19 protein-coding genes, 4 tRNA genes and 1 riboswitch are annotated in these 23086 nt (G+C 42.7%); of the genes, 20 read left to right on the forward strand and 3 right to left on the reverse strand.

Annotated elements, in window-relative coordinates:
• From HWX64_RS12220 to HWX64_RS12310, 19 genes are all read left to right on the forward strand, one after another.
• Nucleotides 1–1254 (forward strand): glutathionylspermidine synthase family protein, encoded by a 1254-nt coding sequence (locus HWX64_RS12220; RefSeq protein WP_175989847.1) that lies wholly within the window; start codon nt 1–3, stop codon nt 1252–1254.
• Between the two features lie 15 nt (nt 1255–1269).
• A complete protein-coding gene (locus tag HWX64_RS12225) occupies nt 1270–1683 on the forward strand; it encodes a DUF350 domain-containing protein (protein WP_175989848.1) in 414 nt (137 codons plus the stop codon).
• A 448-nt stretch (nt 1684–2131) separates the two neighbouring features.
• Nucleotides 2132–3100 (forward strand): nuclease-related domain-containing protein, encoded by a 969-nt coding sequence (locus tag HWX64_RS12230; protein ID WP_175989849.1) that lies wholly within the window; start codon nt 2132–2134, stop codon nt 3098–3100.
• Between the two features lie 171 nt (nt 3101–3271).
• Nucleotides 3272–3347 (forward strand) — tRNA-Lys (locus HWX64_RS12235).
• A gap of 38 nt (nt 3348–3385) precedes the next feature.
• Nucleotides 3386–3457: transfer RNA gene (locus HWX64_RS12240), tRNA-Glu, on the forward strand.
• 152 nt (nt 3458–3609) lie between these two features.
• Nucleotides 3610–3686 (forward strand) — tRNA-Asp (locus HWX64_RS12245).
• Nucleotides 3687–3759: 73 nt separating this feature from the next.
• A tRNA-Phe gene (locus tag HWX64_RS12250) sits at nt 3760–3832 on the forward strand.
• Between the two features lie 355 nt (nt 3833–4187).
• Nucleotides 4188–5654: a M23 family metallopeptidase gene (locus tag HWX64_RS12255; protein WP_175989850.1), complete on the forward strand. Its 1467-nt coding sequence runs from the start codon at nt 4188–4190 to the stop codon at nt 5652–5654.
• 380 nt (nt 5655–6034) lie between these two features.
• A complete protein-coding gene (locus HWX64_RS12260; RefSeq protein WP_175989851.1) occupies nt 6035–7318 on the forward strand; it encodes an IS110 family transposase in 1284 nt (427 codons plus the stop codon).
• A gap of 660 nt (nt 7319–7978) precedes the next feature.
• Nucleotides 7979–8689 carry a response regulator YycF gene (gene yycF, locus HWX64_RS12265; protein ID WP_175989852.1) on the forward strand — a complete coding sequence of 237 codons (711 nt, stop codon included), beginning with the start codon at nt 7979–7981 and terminating at the stop codon, nt 8687–8689.
• A gap of 6 nt (nt 8690–8695) precedes the next feature.
• Entirely contained in the window at nt 8696–10525 is a 1830-nt protein-coding gene (gene walK, locus HWX64_RS12270; RefSeq protein WP_175989853.1) for a cell wall metabolism sensor histidine kinase WalK, read from the forward strand.
• On the forward strand, nt 10522–11862 hold the full coding sequence (locus HWX64_RS12275; RefSeq protein ID WP_175989854.1) for a YycH family regulatory protein: 1341 nt from the start codon (nt 10522–10524) through the stop codon (nt 11860–11862). The genes walK and HWX64_RS12275 overlap by 4 nt, the downstream gene beginning before the upstream one ends.
• Nucleotides 11863–12681: a two-component system regulatory protein YycI gene (locus tag HWX64_RS12280; RefSeq protein WP_175989855.1), complete on the forward strand. Its 819-nt coding sequence runs from the start codon at nt 11863–11865 to the stop codon at nt 12679–12681.
• Nucleotides 12682–12686: 5 nt separating this feature from the next.
• A complete protein-coding gene (locus HWX64_RS12285; RefSeq protein WP_175989856.1) occupies nt 12687–13481 on the forward strand; it encodes an MBL fold metallo-hydrolase in 795 nt (264 codons plus the stop codon).
• A 447-nt stretch (nt 13482–13928) separates the two neighbouring features.
• Nucleotides 13929–15167, forward strand: a complete 1239-nt coding sequence (locus HWX64_RS12290) for a S1C family serine protease (RefSeq protein WP_175989857.1) — start codon at nt 13929–13931, stop codon at nt 15165–15167.
• Between the two features lie 128 nt (nt 15168–15295).
• Nucleotides 15296–15454: a CxxH/CxxC protein gene (locus tag HWX64_RS12295; protein ID WP_175989858.1), complete on the forward strand. Its 159-nt coding sequence runs from the start codon at nt 15296–15298 to the stop codon at nt 15452–15454.
• A 94-nt stretch (nt 15455–15548) separates the two neighbouring features.
• Nucleotides 15549–16028: a 23S rRNA (pseudouridine(1915)-N(3))-methyltransferase RlmH gene (gene rlmH / locus HWX64_RS12300; protein ID WP_175989859.1), complete on the forward strand. Its 480-nt coding sequence runs from the start codon at nt 15549–15551 to the stop codon at nt 16026–16028.
• 159 nt (nt 16029–16187) lie between these two features.
• Nucleotides 16188–16269, forward strand: a riboswitch (glycine riboswitch).
• Between the two features lie 148 nt (nt 16270–16417).
• Nucleotides 16418–17788, forward strand: coding sequence for an amino acid permease (locus tag HWX64_RS12305; protein ID WP_175989860.1), 1371 nt, complete (start codon nt 16418–16420; stop codon nt 17786–17788).
• A gap of 67 nt (nt 17789–17855) precedes the next feature.
• The gene (locus HWX64_RS12310; protein WP_175989861.1) at nt 17856–18836 is read left to right on the forward strand and encodes a Gfo/Idh/MocA family protein; all 981 of its coding nucleotides are present in this window, start codon (nt 17856–17858) and stop codon (nt 18834–18836) included.
• A 100-nt stretch (nt 18837–18936) separates the two neighbouring features.
• On the opposite strand, the gene HWX64_RS12315 is transcribed toward HWX64_RS12310, so the two are convergent.
• Nucleotides 18937–20118, reverse strand: coding sequence for an MFS transporter (locus HWX64_RS12315; protein ID WP_175989862.1), 1182 nt, complete (start codon nt 20116–20118; stop codon nt 18937–18939).
• An 82-nt stretch (nt 20119–20200) separates the two neighbouring features.
• Between HWX64_RS12315 and yeiL the strand changes: the two genes are divergently transcribed.
• Nucleotides 20201–20872 carry a transcriptional regulator YeiL gene (yeiL, locus tag HWX64_RS12320; RefSeq protein ID WP_175990713.1) on the forward strand — a complete coding sequence of 224 codons (672 nt, stop codon included), beginning with the start codon at nt 20201–20203 and terminating at the stop codon, nt 20870–20872.
• Nucleotides 20873–20992: 120 nt separating this feature from the next.
• Here the strand turns inward: yeiL and HWX64_RS12325 are convergent, their stop codons facing one another.
• A complete protein-coding gene (locus HWX64_RS12325; protein WP_175989863.1) occupies nt 20993–22318 on the reverse strand; it encodes a YheC/YheD family protein in 1326 nt (441 codons plus the stop codon).
• A gap of 191 nt (nt 22319–22509) precedes the next feature.
• Complete coding sequence (locus tag HWX64_RS12330; protein WP_254871138.1) at nt 22510–23040, reverse strand: aspartate/glutamate racemase family protein; 531 nt, start codon at nt 23038–23040, stop codon at nt 22510–22512.
• Nucleotides 23041–23086 lie beyond the last annotated feature (46 nt).

A 23086-nucleotide genomic window follows, 5' to 3' on the forward strand; every position in this document is an offset into this window, starting at 1 on the left:
ATGGCTACTTCCCATCGTGAACAGAGAATCAAATTTTATGAAGGGATATCGGATTTCTGGCATGACCTTTTCGGGATGGAATATGCTCTTTTAGATCTGAAAAAAGAATCGCATGAGGTTGTGGCTGCGATTCGTGATGGCTCTGAAAAAGTCTATAAAGTGTACCGGAAAACGGCAGATCTGCTCCGGGAACTCAGTGATGAGTCCCTGCTGGAGTTAGGCTTTCCCGAGGAATCCCTTTCGTATATACGGTTTAAATCGATCCCCCAGGAATGCATCATCGGCAGGTTTGATTTTGTCGTCAGGGATGACGGCAGGGTGAAATTACTGGAGTTCAATAGCGATACACCGACTTTCATTAAGGAGCTATTTCACGTGAATGGCAAAGTGTGTTCGTATTTTTCATGTGAAGATCCCAATGATGGGCTTGAAGAGCGGCTGGGTCTTGAGCTGCGTCGATCGCTGCTTGCTTCTTGGCGGACACTGGAGCGGGGCGGCTCGCCGAAGATCGTATTTTCATCTCACAGTGATCATGAAGAAGACTATTTGACGACGCGGTACCTGCAATCATTGGCAGGCGTCCCCTCTGAATTTGTCAGCTTGGATCAATTGCAGATCAGGAGCGGTCGTGAAGCCGGCGTCTATACTCCTTCCGGGGAGCGGATCGATGTTCTGTACCGTCCTACATATCCCGTCGAGCATCTGGTGGATGACGTCGATCCTGAAACCGGTGATAAAGTGGGACTGGAGTTGATTAGGCTTGTGCTGGACGGGAAACTGGCTTTGTTGAACCCGCCTTCTGCCTTTTTGATGCAGTCAAAAGGAGTGCAGGCCTTGATATGGGGTCTTCATGAGTCGGGCAGCGAGTTTTATACAGAAGAAGAGCATGAATGGATTTCTTCGTTTTTTTTACCGACGTATCTGGATCCGGATGCGTTCGAGGAAAGCGGCGTGACCTATGTGCAAAAGCCAGCCTTCGGACGTGAAGGGGACACGGTCAAAATCATTGAAGCCTCAGGTGAGGTCGTGATGAAGGATCCGAAAGAAACGTATAAAGAATCATTGCCTGTCTATCAGGAGTATATCGAACTGCCGCGTTGTGACATCAGGGTTGATGCAGGTGTTGTGGAGGCAAGCCTGATGGCCGGCAGTTTCATCATAAACGGTACAGCGGGTGCCGTCGGGTATCGCGCCGGCAATGCCATCACCGACAACGAATCATACTTCCTTCCGATTGGGTTCGGGGAAGATTAAAAAGGAGAGAAATCCATGCAAATCATTACAAGTGAAGCACTTATCAGTTTTCTTGCCCATGTCGGCACCGGTCTTGGACTCATGATCCTCGGTGTCATCGTATTCGCATTCACCACCAAATTCTCGGAAGCCACCCTCATTCGCGAAGGCAATGTGGCCGTCGCGCTGAAACTGTGGGGAAAAGCCATTGGGCTCGCAATCGTCATCTACACCGTCTGGGCGAACAGCGTCAGTTTATTCGATGCCTTCATATGGGGCTTGATCGGTATCGCCACACAGGTCATCGCGTACTGGATCATCGAGTACGTATTGACGCCTAAGACGAACCTGGCCAAAAAAGTGGAAGAAGGAAACGTCGCGATCGGATTCAGTTTGTTTTCGGTTTCGATTGTGGTTGGGTTGGTCGTGGCGGCTAGTTTGACTTATTGAGGTGTTTGGGGTTGGGATAGGATGAGGCTGCAGCTTGGTTCCTGGGATGGGGCTGGGCTGTGGTTTTTTTTGTTTAGCGAGGCGGTTGGCGTCTTAAAACATGGTAGTTGAAAATAAAAGTGCCAAAGTTGAAAATAAATATACAAAAGTTGAAAATAAAATCGTGAAAGTTGAAAACAAAAGTTCAATAGTTGAAAATAAACCCACTAATATTCAACTTCTAAGGTTCATTCATTCATTTCTAGAACCCAATTGAGGGTTAAATGCTAATCTTTCAAGATTAAAAACATTAATTTGTCTATTTTGATAAAAAATTTCTACATAGTTAGTTCATTCATTTAATATTTGAACTCTGAAATTAATATTCCTTTGTTACGTTAAGAGAATTAGCAGGAGATTTTGCTTTTATACAGAATAAAGTAAGGATAACATTGATTGGAGTGATTTAATGCCCGTGAAAGAACGTACCATCCCCTGGAAAGTTCTGAAATTGCAAGCCATCCTCGAAAGGCTAGCCCCCAATTACCCCAAGGTGCCACTTCTCAAAGAAAACCTCGCTAAAAGTCTAGCTGGTTACAACGGTGAAAAGTCTTTAGATTTCCATCTTAGCTTTCTTTCTGAAAAAACCTATTATGTTCTACACGATGTTAGATTGTCAGATGGTGAACGTTATTTTCAGATCGATACATTAATTCTAACTGACAAATTTGCATTAATAGTTGAAATTAAAAACTTAGCTGGAACAATTCATTTTGACACAGATTTCAACCAAGTCATTCAGACAAAGAATGGTATAGACTATGCACTTCCTGATCCTATACTTCAAATACACCGACAAGGAGCACAGATGAAAGCCTGGTTAAAACGCAACAAGTTACCTTCTATCCCTATAAAAAGTGTGGTCGTCATAAGTAATCCTCACGCTATACTCCGCACAAACGACTCCCTTCTTCATGAAAAAATAATACGCTCTGATTACCTCCTTTATAAGATAAAACAACTTGAAACACAATTCCCTGTAAGTGTCATTTCAGATAGAGAGTTAAAAAAAATTATTAAATTCATTAAAAAAGATGATACCCCTTTGAACCAGTCTATTCTCGATCTATATAATATCGATAAAGAAGATATTATGACCGGTGTGTTTTGCAGTAATTGTAATCAACTATCGATGAATAGAATATATGGAACCTGGCTTTGCCCTCACTGCTATGAAAAGAAAAAAGATGCCCATCTAGATGCAATTTATCAGTATTTTTTGCTGTTTGGACAAGAAATTACAAATAGACAATTAAGAGATTTTCTTAGAATTTCCTCTCATTCACTTTCTACTAGAATCTTGAATTCTGTTGCTCCAACAACACGTGGTAAGAATAAAGACAAAGTCCACATCTTAAACCTTGATAAAAGATCATAAAAAAGCACCCCTTCTCTTGGGATGCATCTACTTACTAAACGATTTTATTCCCCAGAAAATAATTTTCAACAAAATTCTACAAAAAACTATTGCCCCCTTCCTCCATACGTGATAATATTAATTTCGTTGTCACGAAAGACGTCGCGAAACTTTCGTGTTGATATATATTGTGAGCCATTAGCTCAGTTGGTAGAGCATCTGACTTTTAATCAGAGGGTCGAAGGTTCGAGTCCTTCATGGCTCACCAAAGATTTTTGCGGAAGCAAAAGATCTATCATCATGCATGGCCCGTTGGTCAAGCGGTTAAGACACCGCCCTTTCACGGCGGTAACACGGGTTCGAATCCCGTACGGGTCATATCTTTATTTTTTACTAGATTCATTGTTTGGCAACTTACTTTTTTGCTAAAGTAAGTTAATGACAGTTATTTTGCTAAAGCAAAGCGATTTAAGGATAAATATTTTGCTAGCGCAATTATTGAAAGTTCTTTCGCTAAAGCGAAAAACTCTGGTCCGGTAGTTCAGTTGGTTAGAATGCCTGCCTGTCACGCAGGAGGTCGCGGGTTCGAGTCCCGTCCGGACCGCCATTTTATTTTTTGCATAATGAATCATCTGATCTGAAACAGATGCTGTTTGATTCTATGTGGAATATACATATATGGCTCAGTAGCTCAGTTGGTAGAGCAATGGACTGAAAATCCATGTGTCGGCGGTTCGATTCCGTCCTGAGCCATCTTACAAAAAGTACTGCGATGACTTTGACTCTCGTAGTACTTTTTTATTTTGTGTTTGTAACATGGGTGTAACAAAAAGTAACAAAATTCCACTTTTTTCTTCCTGAAGAATTTTTCTCCTCTGTAACCTTATACCTAGATATAAAAGGGATTTCAGTATGTAAATCATGAATTAGACTCATTGAATTTTCGGTTTATTATACAGTTTCATTACAATCGTGATACTTTTCCCCGTATTTCGTCGAATTATGGTAAATTGGTAAAGTACAAATTTACAAGAATATTTACTAAAATTAGGCATAATGAACGACCAACACAGTGATTTTTGCTTTTTAGTGTACAGGGGGCAAGAGAATGAGGTTTGGAGAAGTATTATTACCGAAATTAGAAAAATATAAGAGTCGCTCTTCTCAATTCATGAAGAAGGTTGCGATCACAACATTAGCACTTTCAACACTAACATTTTCATCTGTTTCTGCGGATGATTCATCTGATAAAGAGCTTAAGACCATCTATCATGTGTATGTAAACAGTCATTATGTAGGGGCTGTTACGAACCAGGATGATGTGAAGAATATGCTTGAAGATAAACTTGAGGATGCTCAAGAAGAATATAAAGACTTTCAAGTGACGTGGAATAACGACATCACATACATACCTGAAAATGTTTTTACAGCAAAGACAAATAATCAGGAAGTATTAAATAATGTTACTAAATCGATGGCTGTCGAAGCGAACGCTTATGCATTGGTTGTCGATGACAAACCGGTTGCTTATGTAAAAGATAAAGAAGCTGCTGACGAAGCGTTGAAAAAGATCAAGTTAAAATATGTTTCTGAAGACGAACTAAAAGAATTAGAAGCTCGTAAGAAGGATCCTAATTCTTCTCTACCCGCTTTAAAAGAAAATGAAACACGTTTATTGGAAGTTTCTTTTAAAGAGGATGTAGAAATGGAAAAATCTTCAGCAGATCCAAAAGAAATCCTTTCTTCAGATGAGGCTGTCAACCTTCTTCTTAAAGGAAGTCTAGAAGAGAAGAAGTATAAGGTCGAAGAAGGAGATGTACTTGGTTCTATCGCTGAGAAGCATAAATTGACGACTGCCGAGCTTTTAAAGTTAAACCCTGAACTTGATGAAGAGGGTGCCTTGAAAATCGGTTCTGACTTAAATGTCACAGTGAGTAAGCCGTTTGTTCATACGGTTGTGAAGAAAGAAGTCAATAAGATCGAGAAAATCGCCTATGAAAAACAAGTCATTGAAGATTCAACAATGAATAAGGGCGATACGAAAGTGAAGCAAGAAGGAAAAGACGGTGAGAAATCAGTTACCTTCACATCTACAGAAGTAAACGGATTTCAAACCGAGAAAAATATCAAAGAAGAAAAAGATTTGAAAGATCCTGTGAAATATATCGTTCTTAAAGGGACGAAAGAAACACCTTCACGCGGGTCAGGAAAATTTGCATGGCCGACAAATGGCGGATACATTTCTTCCAAGCAGGGACCTCGCTGGGGAAAACATCATAAAGGGATTGATATTGCCCGTCCGAGTGACAAAACGATCAAATCCGTTGACAACGGGGTTGTCGTATCTGCAGGCTGGGACGATGGCGGTTACGGGAACAAGGTTGTAATCGATCACCAAAATGGCTACAAAACTATTTACGCTCACCTGGATTCCATTTCTGTATCAGCCGGTCAAACAGTTGGCAGAGGCGAAAAAATCGGAATCATGGGAACTACCGGAGAATCAACCGGAGTTCACTTACACATCGAAGTATACAAAAATGGATCCCTTATCAATCCATTGGATGTACTATAATAAATAAAGAAGATACAATACGGGACTGACAACAACCACCAGCTGTCAGTCCCCTTTGTTGTATTTGGGTTTCTTTCTTTTTACTTTTAATTAGCAAAAATGAAGTGACTATGATAAAAAAATAGGTGTATATTGGCTTCTTTACATCGTACTAGGTTTTAAGCCTCTCCAGCTGTTGATTGGAGTGCAAGACGAAGACTCCTGCGGGAAAAGTAGCCCATGTGAGACCCCGCAGGAACGAAGTGACGAGGAGCATTCCTGTTATAAAGTAAATTGCGTTAATATCGAAGTTTTTGCGATGTGCATAAAAAAAGCCCCCTTGGTACGATAGAGAGTGTCATGCATGACCTCGAATTAAGTACCGAAGGGAGACTTCTATTATGGATTTTACACAAAATGAACGACTTAAGCAAATCAATGAACAGACACTAATTATAGGAATTGATATCGCCAAACATAAGCATGTTGCCAGGGCGATTGATGATCGGGGAATCGACTTATCCAAGCGCTTGGTTTTCCCTAACACGTTAGAAGGATTCAAACTATTACTCGAGTGGGCTAAGCAGTTAAGCGCTCAAACATCCCGTCCCAACCTGATGATCGGTATGGAGCCCACAGGGCATTATTGGATTAATCTAGCGTATTTCTTGAAATCTCAGAGTGAAAGGCCAGTCGTGGTAAACCCGATGAAGGTGAAGAAATCAAAAGAACTGGATGATGATTCGCCCACCAAAAATGACACCAAAGATGCGAAAGTCATCGCTCAAGTCATGCGAGCGGGTCGTTATCATGAGCCCATCTTACCTGAGGGGTTGTATGCCGAGTTACGTGAAGGAGTCAAACTCTATGACATCATCCAAGAGGATTTGTCATCCATTAAAGCTCAAATTCATAATGCGCTGGATCGCTATTTCCCTGAATTCTTAACTGTATTTAAAAAGTGGGATGGGAAAACAGCTTTATATTTATTGAAGTGTGGATATCTTCCAGATGATATTCAACAGAAAACAGAAGATGAACTTCTAAAAGAAGTGAAAACTAAAGTAACTAAAAATATTGGGATAGCGCGTATGCGCCATCTGAAAAAGGCAGCTGCCTCCAGTATTGGACTGACCGTAGGTCTTCGAATGGCTCGTGAAGAACTTCGCTATCTTGTCGATCAGTATGAATTATTAAACGGTCGTCTAGAAGCCCTTAAGGGAGAACTTGAAGAGCTTGTTCGAATGGTTCCTGGGGCCGATAGTATGATGGCTATAAAAGGCGTCGGGCCTATGACAGTTGTTGGCTTCTTTGCCGAGATTGGTGACCTTTCAAACTATAGAGATCCACGACAAATTATCAAATTAGCAGGACTCAATCTGATGATAAACCAATCCGGCAAGCATAAAGGGCAGACGACCATCACCAAACGAGGGCGGCGGAGATTACGTACAATTTTATATCAAGTCGCTCGCCCATTAGCCTTTCATAATAAAGGGTTTAAGGCCCTGCACAATTACTACAAACACCGTAGAAACAATCCTCTAAAGGGGAAACAATCTTATGTCGCTTTAGGTCGTAAACTGATTAAAATTCTATTTGTGATGGGGACACGGAAGTGTGCCTTTAGTGAAGAACGCATGCTTCGTGATATCCCGCATATTACTGATGTGCAGGCTGCTTAATACGTAATAGGTTATAGTTTCACATTATACTCTGTTTTTTAACGAATTTTTTTGTAAATCAAAAGAAGCACGGATAAGCCGGTCAACATTCCGAGCATTAGGGCATAGACCCACCCGAGGAGCATATCCGGCATCCACACATGGTCAGGTCGAACGAAGGAATTTGCGCGCATAGACGCCGAGAGAAATGGGAGGGTCCACCACCATGTCGCTTGTGGAGATCCAAAGGTGCGATCATATTATTTAGTACCTTTTATTGGAAATAACCCTTTCCAGTCTATTTAAGTGCCAAGTATGTTTCCAGATATATTTAAATCTGGGTGTATCTGTTTGACCATGTCATGTATCTTCTTTTGAACACTTAAGAAATCCAGAGAAAAACAAAGGTATTTTAAGTAACCTGTCATTATCGTGAGGGAGGCTCACGGGCTACCCGCGGAAAGCGAAGTCTTGCACGTAAATCAACAGCGGCGTAAAAAAGCATATATGCAATCAACCAGTCTTTGTAATGAAAAACCTTGGTAAAAAAGACATGAAATCAACCAAACATAGAGTAAAAGATGAATTAAGACGCAGAAAGTGATAAATTTAAAGGAAGAATCCTATACTAAGCAAAATTACTTCAAGACCGAATTTAATTGTCAAAGGAGATCAATTGATATGGATAAAAAGATTCTAGTTGTTGACGATGAAAAGCCGATTGCGGATATTTTACAGTTTAATTTAAAGAAGGAAGGCTATGAGGTTCATTGTGCTTATGACGGCGATGAGGCTGTGAAGATGGCGGAGGAAGTGAAGCCTGACTTGGTTCTTCTGGATATCATGCTTCCGAATCGTGACGGGATGGAAGTGTGCCGTGAGATTCGTAAGAAATATGAGATGCCGATCATCATGCTGACGGCGAAAGACTCGGAGATCGATAAGGTGCTGGGACTTGAGCTGGGTGCGGATGATTATGTGACGAAGCCGTTCAGTACGCGTGAATTGATCGCGAGGGTGAAAGCGAACCTTAGACGTCATCAGGCAGGGGCTGCGCAGGCAAGTGACGAGGATGAAAATAATGAGATCACGGTTGGTTCGTTGACGATTCATCCGGATGCGTATGTTGTGTCCAAACGCGGAGAAACGATTGAACTGACACACCGTGAGTTTGAGCTTCTTCATTATCTGGCGAAGCATATTGGACAGGTCATGACCCGTGAGCACCTTCTTCAGACGGTGTGGGGGTATGATTACTACGGTGATGTCCGTACGGTAGACGTAACGGTCAGACGTCTTCGTGAAAAAATTGAGGATAATCCCAGCCACCCTACTTGGATCGTAACACGTAGAGGAGTCGGTTATTACTTGCGAAATCCTGAACAGGAGTAAGGTTGAATGAAGAAAGTTGGTTTAACGCGTTCGATCCATCTTAAATTTGTCATGATTTATGTGCTCCTGATTCTTTTGGCAATGCAGATCATCGGGGTTTATTTTGTCAGGGAATTGGAGCATAAGCTGGTTGATAACTTTCAAACCAGCATAAAAAGCAGGGTGGATCTACTTGAATATTCGGTCAGGGAAGAGATGGTCAAGGATCGTGCCGAGGATGATCCCACGAAAGAAAGTGAAATTAAGAATCTATTAGAAGACAGTGATGAGCCAACATCCGATATTTATGAAATTCGCGTAGTGGATGATCGGAGCAGGATCGTAGGCACCTCTGACGAAAACAACCAGGCGCTGGTTGGGCGCCCGACGAATGAGATTTCGGTTAAACGGGTACTCGCCGGCGGAGGCACTTATGATAACATTTTTATTGATGAAAAAACCGGAGACCGGGTCTGGGTCCTGACTTCGCCTATCATGACGTCTGAAGAAGTGATCGGTGCCATCTATCTGGTCGCTAAGATTGAAAATGTATATGACCAGATGAATGAAATAAATAAAATTTTCACGAATGGGACGCTGATTGCGCTCGCCATTACAGCCATATTGGGAGTCCTGCTGGCTCAGACCATCACACGTCCGATTTCGGATATGAGAAAACAGGCACTCGCGATGGCAAAAGGTAACTTCTCACGGAAAGTAAAGGTCTACGGCTATGATGAAATCGGTCAGCTTGCGATGACTTTTAATAACCTTACCAAGCGGCTGCAGGAAGCCCAGGCAACGACAGAAGGCGAAAGAAGAAAACTTTCTTCCGTTCTTTCCTATATGACGGATGGGGTCATCGCTACGGATCGAAAGGGCAGAGTGATCCTGATCAATGATCCGGCTGTCGAAATGCTGAATGTTTCACGTGAAACAGTGCTGTCCCAGCCGATCGTAGCACTCCTCGGCCTGGATGAAGAGTATACGTTCGAAGACCTTTCGAATGAGCAGGACTCGATCATTTTGGATTACAGTACGAAGGATAAGCCATATATTTTAAGGGCCAATTTCTCGATCATTCAAAAGGAAACCGGTTTTGTTAACGGGTTGATCACGGTGCTTCATGATATTACGGAGCAGGAAAAGATCGACTTGGAGAGACGGGAATTCGTTGCGAATGTGTCCCATGAATTACGTACCCCTTTAACAACGATGCGAAGCTATTTAGAGGCATTAGCCGAAGGGGCATGGCAGGATGAAGAGATTGCGCCGCAATTTTTAAATGTGACTCAAACGGAGACGGAACGGATGATCCGCCTCGTAAACGATCTACTTCAATTATCTAAGATGGATAGCAAAGACTACCGATTTAATAAAGATTGGGTGGACTTCATCCTATTCTTCCATCGGATCATTGACCGTTTTGAGATGACGAAGAATCTGAATGTCACGTTTGAACGCTATTTACCCGATGAGGCGATGTTTGTAGAGATTGATCAGGATAAGATTACTCAGGTATTGGATAATATCATTTCCAATGCGTTGAAGTATTCTCCTGAAGGCGGAACGATTACGTTCCATGTGAAAGAAAACAATGGGTTCATTGAAATCAGCGTCTCGGATCAGGGACTCGGTATTCCGAAAGAGAACCTTGAGAAGATTTTTGAACGATTCTACCGCGTTGATAAGGCCCGTTCAAGACAGATGGGCGGTACCGGGCTGGGGCTTGCGATCGCGAAGGAAATGATATCAGCACACGGTGGTGATGTGTGGGCAACAAGTGTAGATGGCAAAGGAACGACGATCACGTTTACACTCCCATACGATTCCGCACAAGAGGATGATTGGTCATGAATTATGAAAAAATAAAATCCATTGTATTAACGCTGCTTGTGGCCATGAGTATTTTTTTGACGTGGAATCTATGGACCTATCAACCTGAATATGATGTGATTGAAAGTACCGAGGCATTTGATGTATCCATCGGAGAGGAAAGAAAAGTGCTGGAGTTGGTCCAGCCTTATAAAGTCTTCTATTATCATGATGATCAAATTTCGGGCACCCCGAATGAAAGTGAAATCGACAAAGTATTGGAGCAGATGAGCAGCTGGCGGCTGACCGATGCAAAGGATATCAGCAATCAATTCTCTCAAAGTGAACTTGATAACCTGGTCCATCGACCGGGAATCATAGACTTGGTATTTCCGGACAGCCTTCCTCTGACCGTGTACAATCAAGTCATTAAGTTTGATGATCAGAATCTGCCGAAGACTTCTTTTAACCGCATCCTTTTTGATATCAATACCAAAAAGGGAGATAAGGGGATTGTCTATTTCGTCTTATACGGGGATGACGACCGGGAATACGTGGTCGAGGCCAAGGTCGATGGTGAGAAGATGGACTCCCTGAAGGATACGTTCGTACAGAGAGCGCTGTACAATGATAACTTCCGCAAATATTATACGTTCAAAGTGAACGCCCGTAAAACCATCCTTCTTCCCATCAAGGAAGAGGAGTATTACGGATATAAGTATTCGACTGAGCAGTTAGAGGCCGAAGATTTCATGAAGGCGTTATTTAATGATCCGAACAATGTCAGTCGGAATTTGACGGATTCAGAAGAAATCTACCGGGATTCCTCGAGTTTGATGAAAGTGAACACGAATGTGAATTCTCTTTCTTTCGTCAATCCGGGAGTCGATCCGGATCCTGGGATCACGGAGGAACTATTGGTCCACAACAGTGTCGAGTTCGTAAATGAACACGGGGGCTGGACGGATCAGTTCAAACTATTTTCGGTCAGTCCTGAAGAAAGTAAGATTGAATACCGGATGTTTCTATTAAACTTTCCAGTATTCAGTGATATTGCTGGGACGACTGAAATTTCCCAGGTCTGGGGAATGGACACGATTCACAAGTATCAGCGTCCATTCTTTCAAATAGGGGATGACTATTCCATGTTATCGGAGCCTGTTAAAGTTCAGCTCCCATCCGGATTTACCGTTCAGCAGACGCTGGAGGAAAACAAGATGATCAACCTGGATTTTGTCGAGGATATAGCGATCGGATATAAACTGACGAGGGATATGAACTTCCCAGATATGCTTTTATACGACTTAACACCTTCGTGGTATTATAAATACAGCGGCAATTGGCTGCGCCTGCCTCTTGAAGAAATGGGGGCGATTTAAATGGATTGGAGTAAAACAAAGACGATCTTCATCGTGGTTTTCATGATTCTGAATATTTTTCTATTAACCATTTTCATTAAAAAAATCTCGGAACCAGAGGTGTTGGCTGATACGAGTACCCAGCAGTCGCTGGAGTCCGTCAACATCACGTATCCCGATGACCTGACAGCCCCTAAGGAAGGCATGAATGAAACGGATATCAGTGCAACATCCAAGAAGTTCACAGATGGTGTAAAAGAGAGTCTTAAGAACCAAGAGGTCAGCGTCCTGAATGATAATACTCTGTACTCGACTCTTGATGAGCCATACGCTTTGGGTGGTAAGCTATCAGAAGATGAGTTGAAAGAAAATCTGAGAGGATTCCTGGAAGAGTATACGATTGACGGTGATCAATATGCTTTCAGGGAGTATAACAAAGAAAATCTGACAGTCAGTTATAACCAGACATACAACGGAAAACCATTATTCCACAATGCCAGTGCAGAAATTGTGTTAGAGCTAAATAACGAGAATGAGATTGTTTCTTACAAGCAAACGATGATGGAGGATATTCAAGCGTTTGGTAAAGTAAGCAGGGTCATCAACCCGCTTGAGTCCCTTCAGATCCTTGCTGACAGTGGTAAAATTGAGCCGGATAGTAAAGTCACAAGTTTCGAGCAAGGATATTCCACAGAGGTTCCGATCTCGGATTCACAGGTACTGACACCAACGTGGCACTATGTCGTGGAAAAGAATGATAAAAAACAGGATCTTTACTTTACTGCATTTGAAGGAGAAGTCATCGAGTTTTCAAAAAAAGAGAAAGAACTACTGGAGTGAGAGGTATGACCATGCATTTTAGTGTACTCGCGAGCGGCAGTACAGGGAATGCGATATTTGTTGAATCGGAAGAGCATTCCTTTCTTGTCGATGCAGGCCTTAGCGGCAAGGCGATGGAAGGGTTGTTCAGTCAAATCGACCGTAAAATCGAGGATCTGTCCGGCATCCTAGTCACACATGAGCACAGCGACCATATAAAGGGGCTTGGCGTTCTCGCAAGAAAGTACAAGCTCCCGGTCTATGCGAATGAGAAGACGTGGAATGCGATGGACGGTCTCGTGGGGAAAATAGAGACAGATCAGAAGTTCACGTTCGACATGGAAACGGCCAAGCATTTTGGGGGCCTGAGTATCGAGTCATTCGGTGTTTCACACGATGCCGCTGAGCCGATGTTCTATGTGTTCCACCAAGGGGAAAAGAAGCTGGTCCTCGTTACTGATACAGGCTATGTGAGCGACCGGATGAAGGGCATCATTTCGAATGCCGATGCTTACGTGTTTGAAAGCAATCACGATGTCGGCATGCTCCGGATGTGCCGTTACCCATGGAACATCAAGCGGCGTATCCTGAGTGATGTCGGACACGTTTCAAATGAAGATGCAGCCGTTGCCATGAGTGAAGTTATCGGTGACAGGACAAAAGGCATTTATCTTGCCCACTTGAGTCTTGATAACAACATGAAAGACCTGGCAAGAATGAGTGTGACACAGACACTGGAGTCAAGAGGAGTAGGCGTCGGCGAACAAATCGACTTGTTCGACACCGATCCTAAAGTCCCAACCCCATTAGTAGCCATCTGACCCATTTATGTGTTTAAATGGGTAATTTTAGAGGAACATAAAAAGGTGAAGGCTGCTAATGGCTTTTGCCTTTTTATTTTGTGATAAAAAAGAGGATGACTGGTTTATTCGATTGCTTTTTGCAGATTATTGATCCATTAAGAACACAGAGTGGATTGGAGCGGAAGGCACTTGACTCCGACGGGAAATAGAGGAAAAGTCGAGACCCCACAGGCGGAACGCCGAGGAGGCTCGACTTCCTCCCCGCGGAAAGCAAGTGCCTGCAGCGGAAAGGAACGGTCCGGTTTATTGCTTGAAACCCTTTAGATAAACAATTCTTAAAGGATATGAGATCAAGCGCCCCCAATTCATTAACTGTTTTTAATCATTTTTTAATTTAACCTGACTATAATCAGGCTTGTAAAGATAAAATAACAAAAGGTATATCTGATGAAAGGATGATGGTAGATGGGATATTATGATGACCAGGATTATAATAGAGAAGGCAGAACCAAACAAAAAGGCAACCGGGGCGGTATGTTCCTTGCCGGGCTGCTTGGTGCGGTTCTAGGAGCTATTTTGATTATTATCGCGATTCCCCAGTTACATAACCTCAATGTTTTACCTTATTCAATCCAGCCTGATCAGGATTTAAAAGAGACTGACGATGAATATCATAACGGGACGACAAAGAACGTGTCGGTTGATGTAACGACTGATATCACGAAAGCCGTGGAGAAATCGAGTGATTCGGTCGTCGGGATTTCAAATATCCGTTCCCAAAGTTTCTGGGGTCAAAGCGAATCCCAGGACCAGCAGGCAGGGACAGGCTCGGGTGTCATTTATAAAAAAGAGGGAAATAAAGCTTATATCGTCACCAATAACCATGTCATTGAAGGTGCCGACCAGCTGGAGGTGACGTTGGCTGACGGAACAAAGGTGCCGGCAACCCTCCGCGGGGCGGATGTATGGACAGACCTTGCCGTCCTTGAAATGGATGGAAGCAGCATAGATAAGGATAATATTGCCGAAATCGGTAACTCAGATGAACTGAAAGCCGGGGAACCGGTCATTGCAATCGGGAATCCACTAGGTCTGCAGTTCTCGGGTTCAGTCACACAGGGTGTCGTGTCCGGAGTCGAAAGGACAATCCCTGTCGACATCAATCAGGACGGGATGGAAGATTGGAATGCCGAAGTCCTGCAAACAGATGCAGCCATCAATCCTGGTAACAGCGGCGGCGCGTTGATCAATATTTCCGGTCAGTTAATCGGGATCAACTCTATGAAAATCGCCCAGGAAGCGGTAGAGGGCATCGGACTTGCGATTCCTATCAACTATGCAAAGCCGATCATCGATGATCTTGAACAGTATGGTGAAGTGAAACGGCCAGCCATGGGTGTCATGCTTGAAGATGTGAACCGCATTTCCGCTTATCACCAGCAGGAAACGTTAAAACTTCCGAAAGAAGTCAATTATGGTGTCATGATCAGACAGGTAGTTCCGAATTCTCCTGCAGCGCAAGCGGGTCTGCAAGAAATGGATGTCATCGTGGAGCTTGATGGTGAGAAGGTAGAGAACCTGATTGACCTTCGAAAACATCTGTACAACAATAAGGACGTCAATGACCAAATGAAGGTCACGTACTACCGCAATGGAGAAAAGAAAGAACTGACGATGAAATTGACGGATGAATCACGTTTATAATCCATCGTTGTGGATAAGTGAAAAGCAGGAGGGGAATTGCACCTTTCCTGCTTTTTCTATACGTGATATGATAACCTGTGGATAAATAATAGACATGATATTTTATTAAAAACAAGGAGGAATCAGCTGTGATATACTGCTGTTTAGACCACGTGGAGCTTGCTATGGACATCATTGTAGACGAGCATGAAGTAGCGCCGGACTTAAAAGAATTGTCCAAAGAAGAACAGTTATCCACAACATGTGAATATTGTGGGAATAACGCAATATATATTGTGGCGAACTAATATTCCCATACAGTATGTGGATGGATGGTGTGGATATGTGGATAAGTTCTGTGGATAATGTGTTTGTAAATTGTTTGTAAAGTGAGGATGAAGTGTGAATATCACGATTGTAACGGTTGGAAAGCTGAAAGAAAAGTATTTGAAGCAAGGAATCAGCGAATATGTAAAGCGGCTCGGCGCCTATGCCAAGCTGGATATCATTGAATTGGCGGATGAAAAAGCACCGGAAGTGTTGAGCGATTTAGAAATGGAACAAGTCAAGAATAAAGAAGGCGAACGCATCCTCTCCAAGATTTCACCAGATCACCATGTCATCGCACTCGCCATTCAAGGCAAAATGAAATCATCCGAGGAGCTGGCGGATAATCTCGATAAGCTGGCCACCTACGGAAAAAGCAAAGTCGCCTTCGTCATCGGCGGATCACTCGGGTTAAGTGATGAGGTAATGAAGCGGGCTAATGATACATTATCTTTTTCTAAAATGACGTTTCCTCATCAGTTGATGCGGTTGATTTTAGTGGAGCAGATTTATCGGGCGTTTCGCATTAATCGGGGTGAACCGTACCATAAATAAAAAAATTGGTTGTTAAAATTCATTTACAAGAGATAGATGTCTTTCCTATTGACAAACAACCCAACTCCTACTAAAATAATCAACTATTCGAAGCAAAACGAGTAACCAAACAATTTAATTACGTAGAAAGCTATGATTGCTATGGATCATACTATAGCAGGAGCAGCTTCTGGAGAGACCGCGAGTGTTTTCGCGGCGCCGAAGGGTTCATAATCTCAGGCAAAAGGACAGAAGAGTATCGGATATTTATTTTGGCGTGCCGGCATTGATTACTGCTGGCACGCAGAATCGTATTTGTTATTCTTATGACCATGAGATTGGAGCGCATCCAGTCTCTTTTTTTATGCTCTAAATATTGCTTTCTGAATGTTTGTAAGGAGGAGTTAAGATTGGAACAACGAGAATTGAAGAGGGATTTATCCAATCGCCATGTTCAGCTGATTGCGATTGGCGGAACGATCGGGACGGGGTTATTTTTAGGTTCCGGGAAAGCGATACAGCTTGCGGGTCCCTCGATCATCTTTGCTTATTTAATCGTTGGAATTGCCCTGTTTTTTGTGATGAGGGCGCTGGGGGAACTGCTGTTGTCAAAAGCGGGTTATCAATCGCTGCCGGATATTGCGGAAGAGTATCTTGGAGTTTCTGCTGCATTTGTAACGGGATGGACCTATTGGTTCTGCTGGATCATGACGGCCATGGCTGATGTGATCGCTGTTGGTGTGTACGTGAATTATTGGTTCGATATCCCGCAGTGGATACCGGCACTCATCTGTGTGATCATTTTATTAGGGTTCAACCTGCTGACTGTAAAGCTATTCGGGGAAATGGAGTTTTGGTTCGCTCTGATCAAGGTCATCACGATTCTTGCGTTGATTGGTGTCGGCGTTGTGCTGCTGGTGATTGGATTCAAAACGGATGCAGGTGCTGTTACGATGACCAATCTGTGGGAACATGGAGGACTATTTCCAAATGGAGTGTCAGGATTCCTGCTGTCATTCCAGATGGTCATCTTTGCCTATGTCGGTGTGGAATTAGTGGCCGTATCGGCAGCGGAAACCTCTGATCCGAAAAAGAATATTCCATCGGCCATCAATAAGATTCCTTTACGGATTCTATTTTTCTACGTCGGCGCGCTGATTGTGCTCTTATGCATCAACCCATGGACGGGCCTCAATGCCGCGGAAAGTCCGTTTGTGAAAACATTCAGCTTAATCGGGATTCCCCTGGCGGCCGGCATCATCAATTTTGTGGTGCTGACATCAGCGGCTTCTGCCTGCAACAGCGGCATGTTCTCCACAAGCCGAATTCTATATAACTTGAGCAAGACCAACCAGGGGCCGTCTCTATTTGCAAAACTGAATAAAAACCATGTGCCAAGTAATGGGTTATTCATCTCCACACTGGTCGTTTCTGCGGGAACCCTTCTAAGCAAAATGCTGCCGGAGCAGGCCTTCGGGATCGTGACAACGATCAGTGCGATCTGCTTCATCTGGGTGTGGGGCGTCATTCTCATCTGCCATATAAAATATAAGAAAACACGTGGGGATTTGCACGTGAAATCAACATTCAAAGCACCACTCACGCCATTTATCAATTACACTGTGCTGACGATGTTCGCCGTGATCCTGGTGATCATGCTGGTTTCTGAGGCCACGCGTCCAGCCTTATTGCTGACGCCTTTATGGTTCATTCTTTTATTTATTTTATACGGGATAAGGAGTAAGAAGGAAAAACATCAAGGGTTGATGCATCAATCGTAATCGTAGTCATTATTCAGAAAAATCAGGTATGATGGTTACGAACGAAACCAATAGGGGGAACGTAACCATGAAATTTGATAAAGTCCGGTGGGGAATCATCGGCTGCGGAGATGTAACCGAAAAGAAAAGCGGTCCTGCTTTTCAAAAGGTTGAATACTCGGAACTTGTGGCGGTCATGAGAAGAACGGGTGAGCTGGCCAGGGATTATGCGGAAAGACATCAGGTCCCTAAGTGGTACGATGACGCGGATGCATTGATTAACGACCCTGAGGTGGATGCAGTTTATATCGCTACACCGCCTGGTTCGCATAAGGAATATACGCTGAAGGCAGCCGCAGCGGGGAAACCTGTCTATGTGGAGAAGCCGATGGCCCGCAACTTTAAGGAATGCAGTGAAATGGTGGCTGCCTGCAAAGAAGCCGGTGTTCCTTTATATGTGGCTTACTACAGACGTGCGCAGGAGCGCTTTTTGAAAATAAAAGAACTGCTGGATCAAAAGGCAATTGGGGACGTTCGTTATGTCTCTACGACTCAGTATCAAAAAGCGGGGGACGACGTGAAGGATCCTGATAATCTTCCATGGCGCGTGCAGCCTGAACTAGCCGGTGGCGGCTTGTTCTTTGACCTGGCGAGCCATACCCTCGATATTCTCGACTTCCTGCTCGGACCGATCCAGGAAGCAAAAGGCTTCTCTTCGAATCAAGCCGGCTATTATGAGGCGGAGGATATGGTGACGGGTACATATCTATTTCAATCTGGAGTCCATGGGGTTGGAAAATGGTGTTTCACTGCGTTTGAAAACGTGGATAGGAATGAGATTGTCGGAAGTAAAGGAAAAATCAGCTTTTCTACCTTTGGGAATGATCCGGTCATCTTGACGACCTGTGAAGGACAGCAGCAATGGAGCTTCGAACGCCCAGAGCATGTCCAACAGCCGCTTGTAACGACGATTGTCAAAGAGTTAACAGAGGTCGGCAGTTGGTGTCCGAGTACCGGAGAATCGGGTGCGAGAACCAACCGCGTGATGGATGAGGTCGTCGGGAAATAAAGAATATAGATATGGGTGAATTTGCTGTGTCAGCTCAGCAAGTCTCTACCAAAAAGAAGAAGTTTATCCAAATTGAGATAAACTTCTTCTTTTCTAATTATTAACGCGCTTCAGCAGACACCAGCACATCCTTTTCCACTTCCAGCTTTCGATACCCAAGCGCAATGAACATCGCCGGCAGGCTGCAGGCAAGCATTCCGATGAAGGCGTATCTTGGCTCGATTTCATATAAGAACCCGCCGAATATTGTAAACACCGCCGTGCTCCAGCTGAGTGCAAAGGCTGAATACATGCCCTGAGCCTTTGGGATTTGTGTATGCGGAATGTTTGTCGTTAAGTATTTCATAAATGCATAGTGCCCCATCGCAAACGAAAATGCATGCAGGGTCTGAGCAATGCAAAACACCACAACGTTTGGAAACGTAAACACCAATATCCACCGCAGCGAAGATCCGGCTGCAGCCAGTGCCAATAAGGTTCCTGGTGAAAAGCGGTTAAAGCGTTTATCAGCCATCGAAAAAAAGATAATTTCTGCAATAACGGCAATGTTAATGATGACACCGATGAGATAGATCGGTGCGTGTATCTCCTGTAGAAAGATGTAGCCATAGTTGTAATAGGCAGCGTGGGCTGCTTGAAGAAGTACCACAATAATCAGGACGACCAGGAAATGTTTTGTCTTGAATAAATCAAGGATATTGACCTTCACGGCCTGATTTACTTGCGGTTTCTTCGACAAAATCTCCGGGCCGTTCGTTAAGCTGAGAGCGACAAAGCAGCTGATTCCAAGCAGCAGTGCCCAAAAAATCATGTCATCCCCAAACATTCCTGTAAAGACCGTTAACAGGATCCCCACTGAGACAAATCCGATGGATCCCCACTGGCGGCTTTTCCCATAGTGCTTCAATTGCTTGCTTTGCACTAGAACACCGGCAACACTATCTAAAGCAGGCATCAAAGTCGGGTAAAAGATGTGCAGTACAACGGTTACGATTAGTAAGGCGGTAAACGAGTCAGCCGGGATATAACTGAGAAGCGCGGCCAGTGTACCCATTCCGGCTATGTTCAAGAGTACCTTATTACTGACCCTTTCCAGTAAATAAGGAAAGGCAAACAGTGTTGAAAGACCCCTTGCCACTAAGCCTATGCTCATGATTAAACTCGCTTCTGAAACCGTGATGCCTTTTGTTTGTATCATCCATCCTGACCAATAAGGGAGAAAGATTCCCCATGTCAGAAAGAAACTAAAAAAATGAGTGCTCATCCAACGTTGTGTATTCATTGTGTATCCTCCTTGTCAAACGCATGATATCATGGGATCAAGGAAGATTAATATGAGATATCTCATATTTTCGAGGTGGATGATGGAAATTTATAAAGGTGAGAAAAAGCGGATTTATCTAGAAAATCACTCAATCGCTCATCGATTTTCTTTTCAGATTGAAGAATATCTTGAAATGAGGGAATATAAGCGGGATGAATGGATCATACAAGAAGGGAATAGACCCGATTACTTATTTTATGTGACAGAAGGAAAAGCAAAAATATATGTCACGCATCAAAATGGTAAAGTGTCACTTATCAACTTTATCAATGCGCATGATTATATTGGTGAAATGGAATTATTGAACGATGTGTACTATACAAAAGGAATTCAGGCATCCACAGAAACCGTCTGTTTTGCTTTGCCTTTTTCCAAGTACCGCACCAAACTGCTTGAAGATACGAAATTCCTTCGTGAATTAACAACATTCTTGAGTCTGAAGGCAACGTTAATGGCGGCCAAGTATTCACAGAGCCTTGCTTTTCCGCTTGAGAACAGGCTTGCAGACTTTATTTTACAGACGTCCGATAAAGGGGTTTACCTGGAAAAGCACGTCATTGTTTGTGATTTTTTAGGCGTCTCTTACCGACATCTGCTGCATGTACTGACACAGTTTTGTGAAAAGGGGTATTTACGAAAAGAAGGCAGGAATTATAGGATTAAAAATCAGCATGCTTTATATGAGCTTGCCGAAGCGATTAAGAATAAATAAATTTTATCTTCAAATAAAAAAGGTGAATCTCACCATATAGAAAATGAAGTTTTATCTATACAATGAGTTAAAGAGACTGTCTCTTACTACTAGTGACAATCTCTTTCAACTTACTTGTACTTAAAACCCAGCCAGCACCTTAGCATATTCAAAAGGGGTAGGCAGTATATAAGGCAGGACCCGACGCTCATCCATGGTTCTCTTTGCTTTCCTCTCTGCAGCATAATTCGGCTGCATTTCTAACACCCACACCTTGCACTCACTATCCAATATGAAATCGAAAGCAACATCCCCGAGGTGTGTTTCTTCATCACTCTCCATCACGCTTAAGATGCTCATACATAACTGGGTGATCTCAACTATTTTTTGTTTCATTTGATCTTCACTCAGATGATATATTTCCTTAAGCGCTGCTTCTCCTGGCAGTACTTTCTCTCTGTTGCTTGAGTTTGAGATGACACTTCCGACCATTGCTACTTTTGTTTCCATGCCTGAATACTTCCAGTTCTTTGTTTCATCTTTTTGAAGGTACAGCCGGAAGTCGATTTTTTTCCCGGAGTGGGTAAAAGGGATTTCCCGTTGAATAATATATCTGCTCTTTTTCATTATGCTTGATTGTAATCTCTCGTCCAACGTCTCTATTGATTCGATAAGAACCTTATCTCCGGTGATGCTGGATAATATATATCCTTCATCCGCTTTTTTTATATGGAAAATTCCCCTGCCTCTGCTTAATGAAGTAGGTTTTAAAAAGACGGATTCATATTTTGTGAGCATGTGAAGCAAACTTTCTACTCCTTTATACCTTCTTGTAAAAGGTAAATGCTCTCGTATATAAGGGATTTTGGACATGTTGATCCAAAAAGAATATTTATTGTCATTGCGATATGGGTAGTTGAATATCTTCTCACCAATATGCTCTTTAAAGTGTTTATAAAGGTTTGGGTTCATAGGAGAACGATTGTAGATGGCACAGGGGTAAGGAAAGGTGCCTTTAATGAGGCGATTTGCAGTTGGTTCGTAATAATAGCCGGAAATCGTTTTAGTGGATTGATCAATCGTCTTACTATTAAAAATGTAGATTAACCCCTTAATTGTATCATAATTTGAAAAACGCAACTTGGCGGTCTCTTGCTTGGGATTGAACCAAGGTGTTTCCAGAAAACCGATAACCGGCCCTAAGAATAATTGATTCTCAATAAAGTAGGAATCATATGGGAGATCGGGGATGGAGAGGTTTTCGTTCAAGCAGGAGGAAAGTTTCATTTGATTAAGTTGCAGATTATGAACGATTCCGATCATAAGTTCTTTTTTGAAATGACCGAAATTCAGTATGATGGAGTTTGACTCAATATTTAATTGTTTTAATGTTTCTTCATTCAAGTAAATATAAAGTGGATCAAGCTCCTTATCAAGATGTACTGAACAGAAATAGGGTTCTTTCATCGTATATGCAGCTCCCTTTATTTTTATAAAAAGCCTTATACCTATGTTGCTTTTTGAACAGCCAGTTTCGCCAGTAGAAGAGTTGGATCAACCATCTTCATGTCAGCTTTGAATAAATGAAACAATAAGGGTATTTCAGTGCAGCCGCCTATAATCATTGAAATTCCGTTTTCTTTATACTCATTTAAGACTCAGTTAAGGTCTTTTATATATTGATTAGAAGAAATCCTTCCCAATTTTACATCGTTAATGGCGTTATCAATGATCGTTTGTTCTTCTTTGAGAGGAGTGAGTATTTCACTAGGGCTGTTATGAAATGCTTTTTGATATAATCCATGATTTATGGTGGTTTCAGTAGCAAGTAAGAGGATTTTTTTATGGGCAGGGTCTTCTTCTGAAAGTATTGATTCCACAGTGGTATCAATGATGCTGTGGAATGGGATTTGAATGGCCGCTTTTATTTGTTCAAGCCAAATATTGGCTGCGTTACAGGGCATAATAAGGAAATCTGCCCCCGCCTTTTCCAACGATATCGCAGATTTGATGAGCCCGGGTAATGGATCCGATTGCTGCGTTCGAGGAGGGATTTTAGGGTTATTGTAGATGATGATGCGATGATGTTCTTGTTCTGTTTGTACTGGAGTATTTACTATAATTTTATGAAATAAGTCCAACGTTGCTGCTGGACCCATTCCTCCGAGGATTCCGATTGTTTTGGACATATCATTCTTTCCTCCTTTTTTTAAACTTATATATGATGATTCTAGT

Source organism: Bacillus sp. Marseille-Q1617, from assembly GCF_903645295.1.
Taxonomy (GTDB): Bacteria; Bacillota; Bacilli; order Bacillales; family Bacillaceae_B; genus Rossellomorea.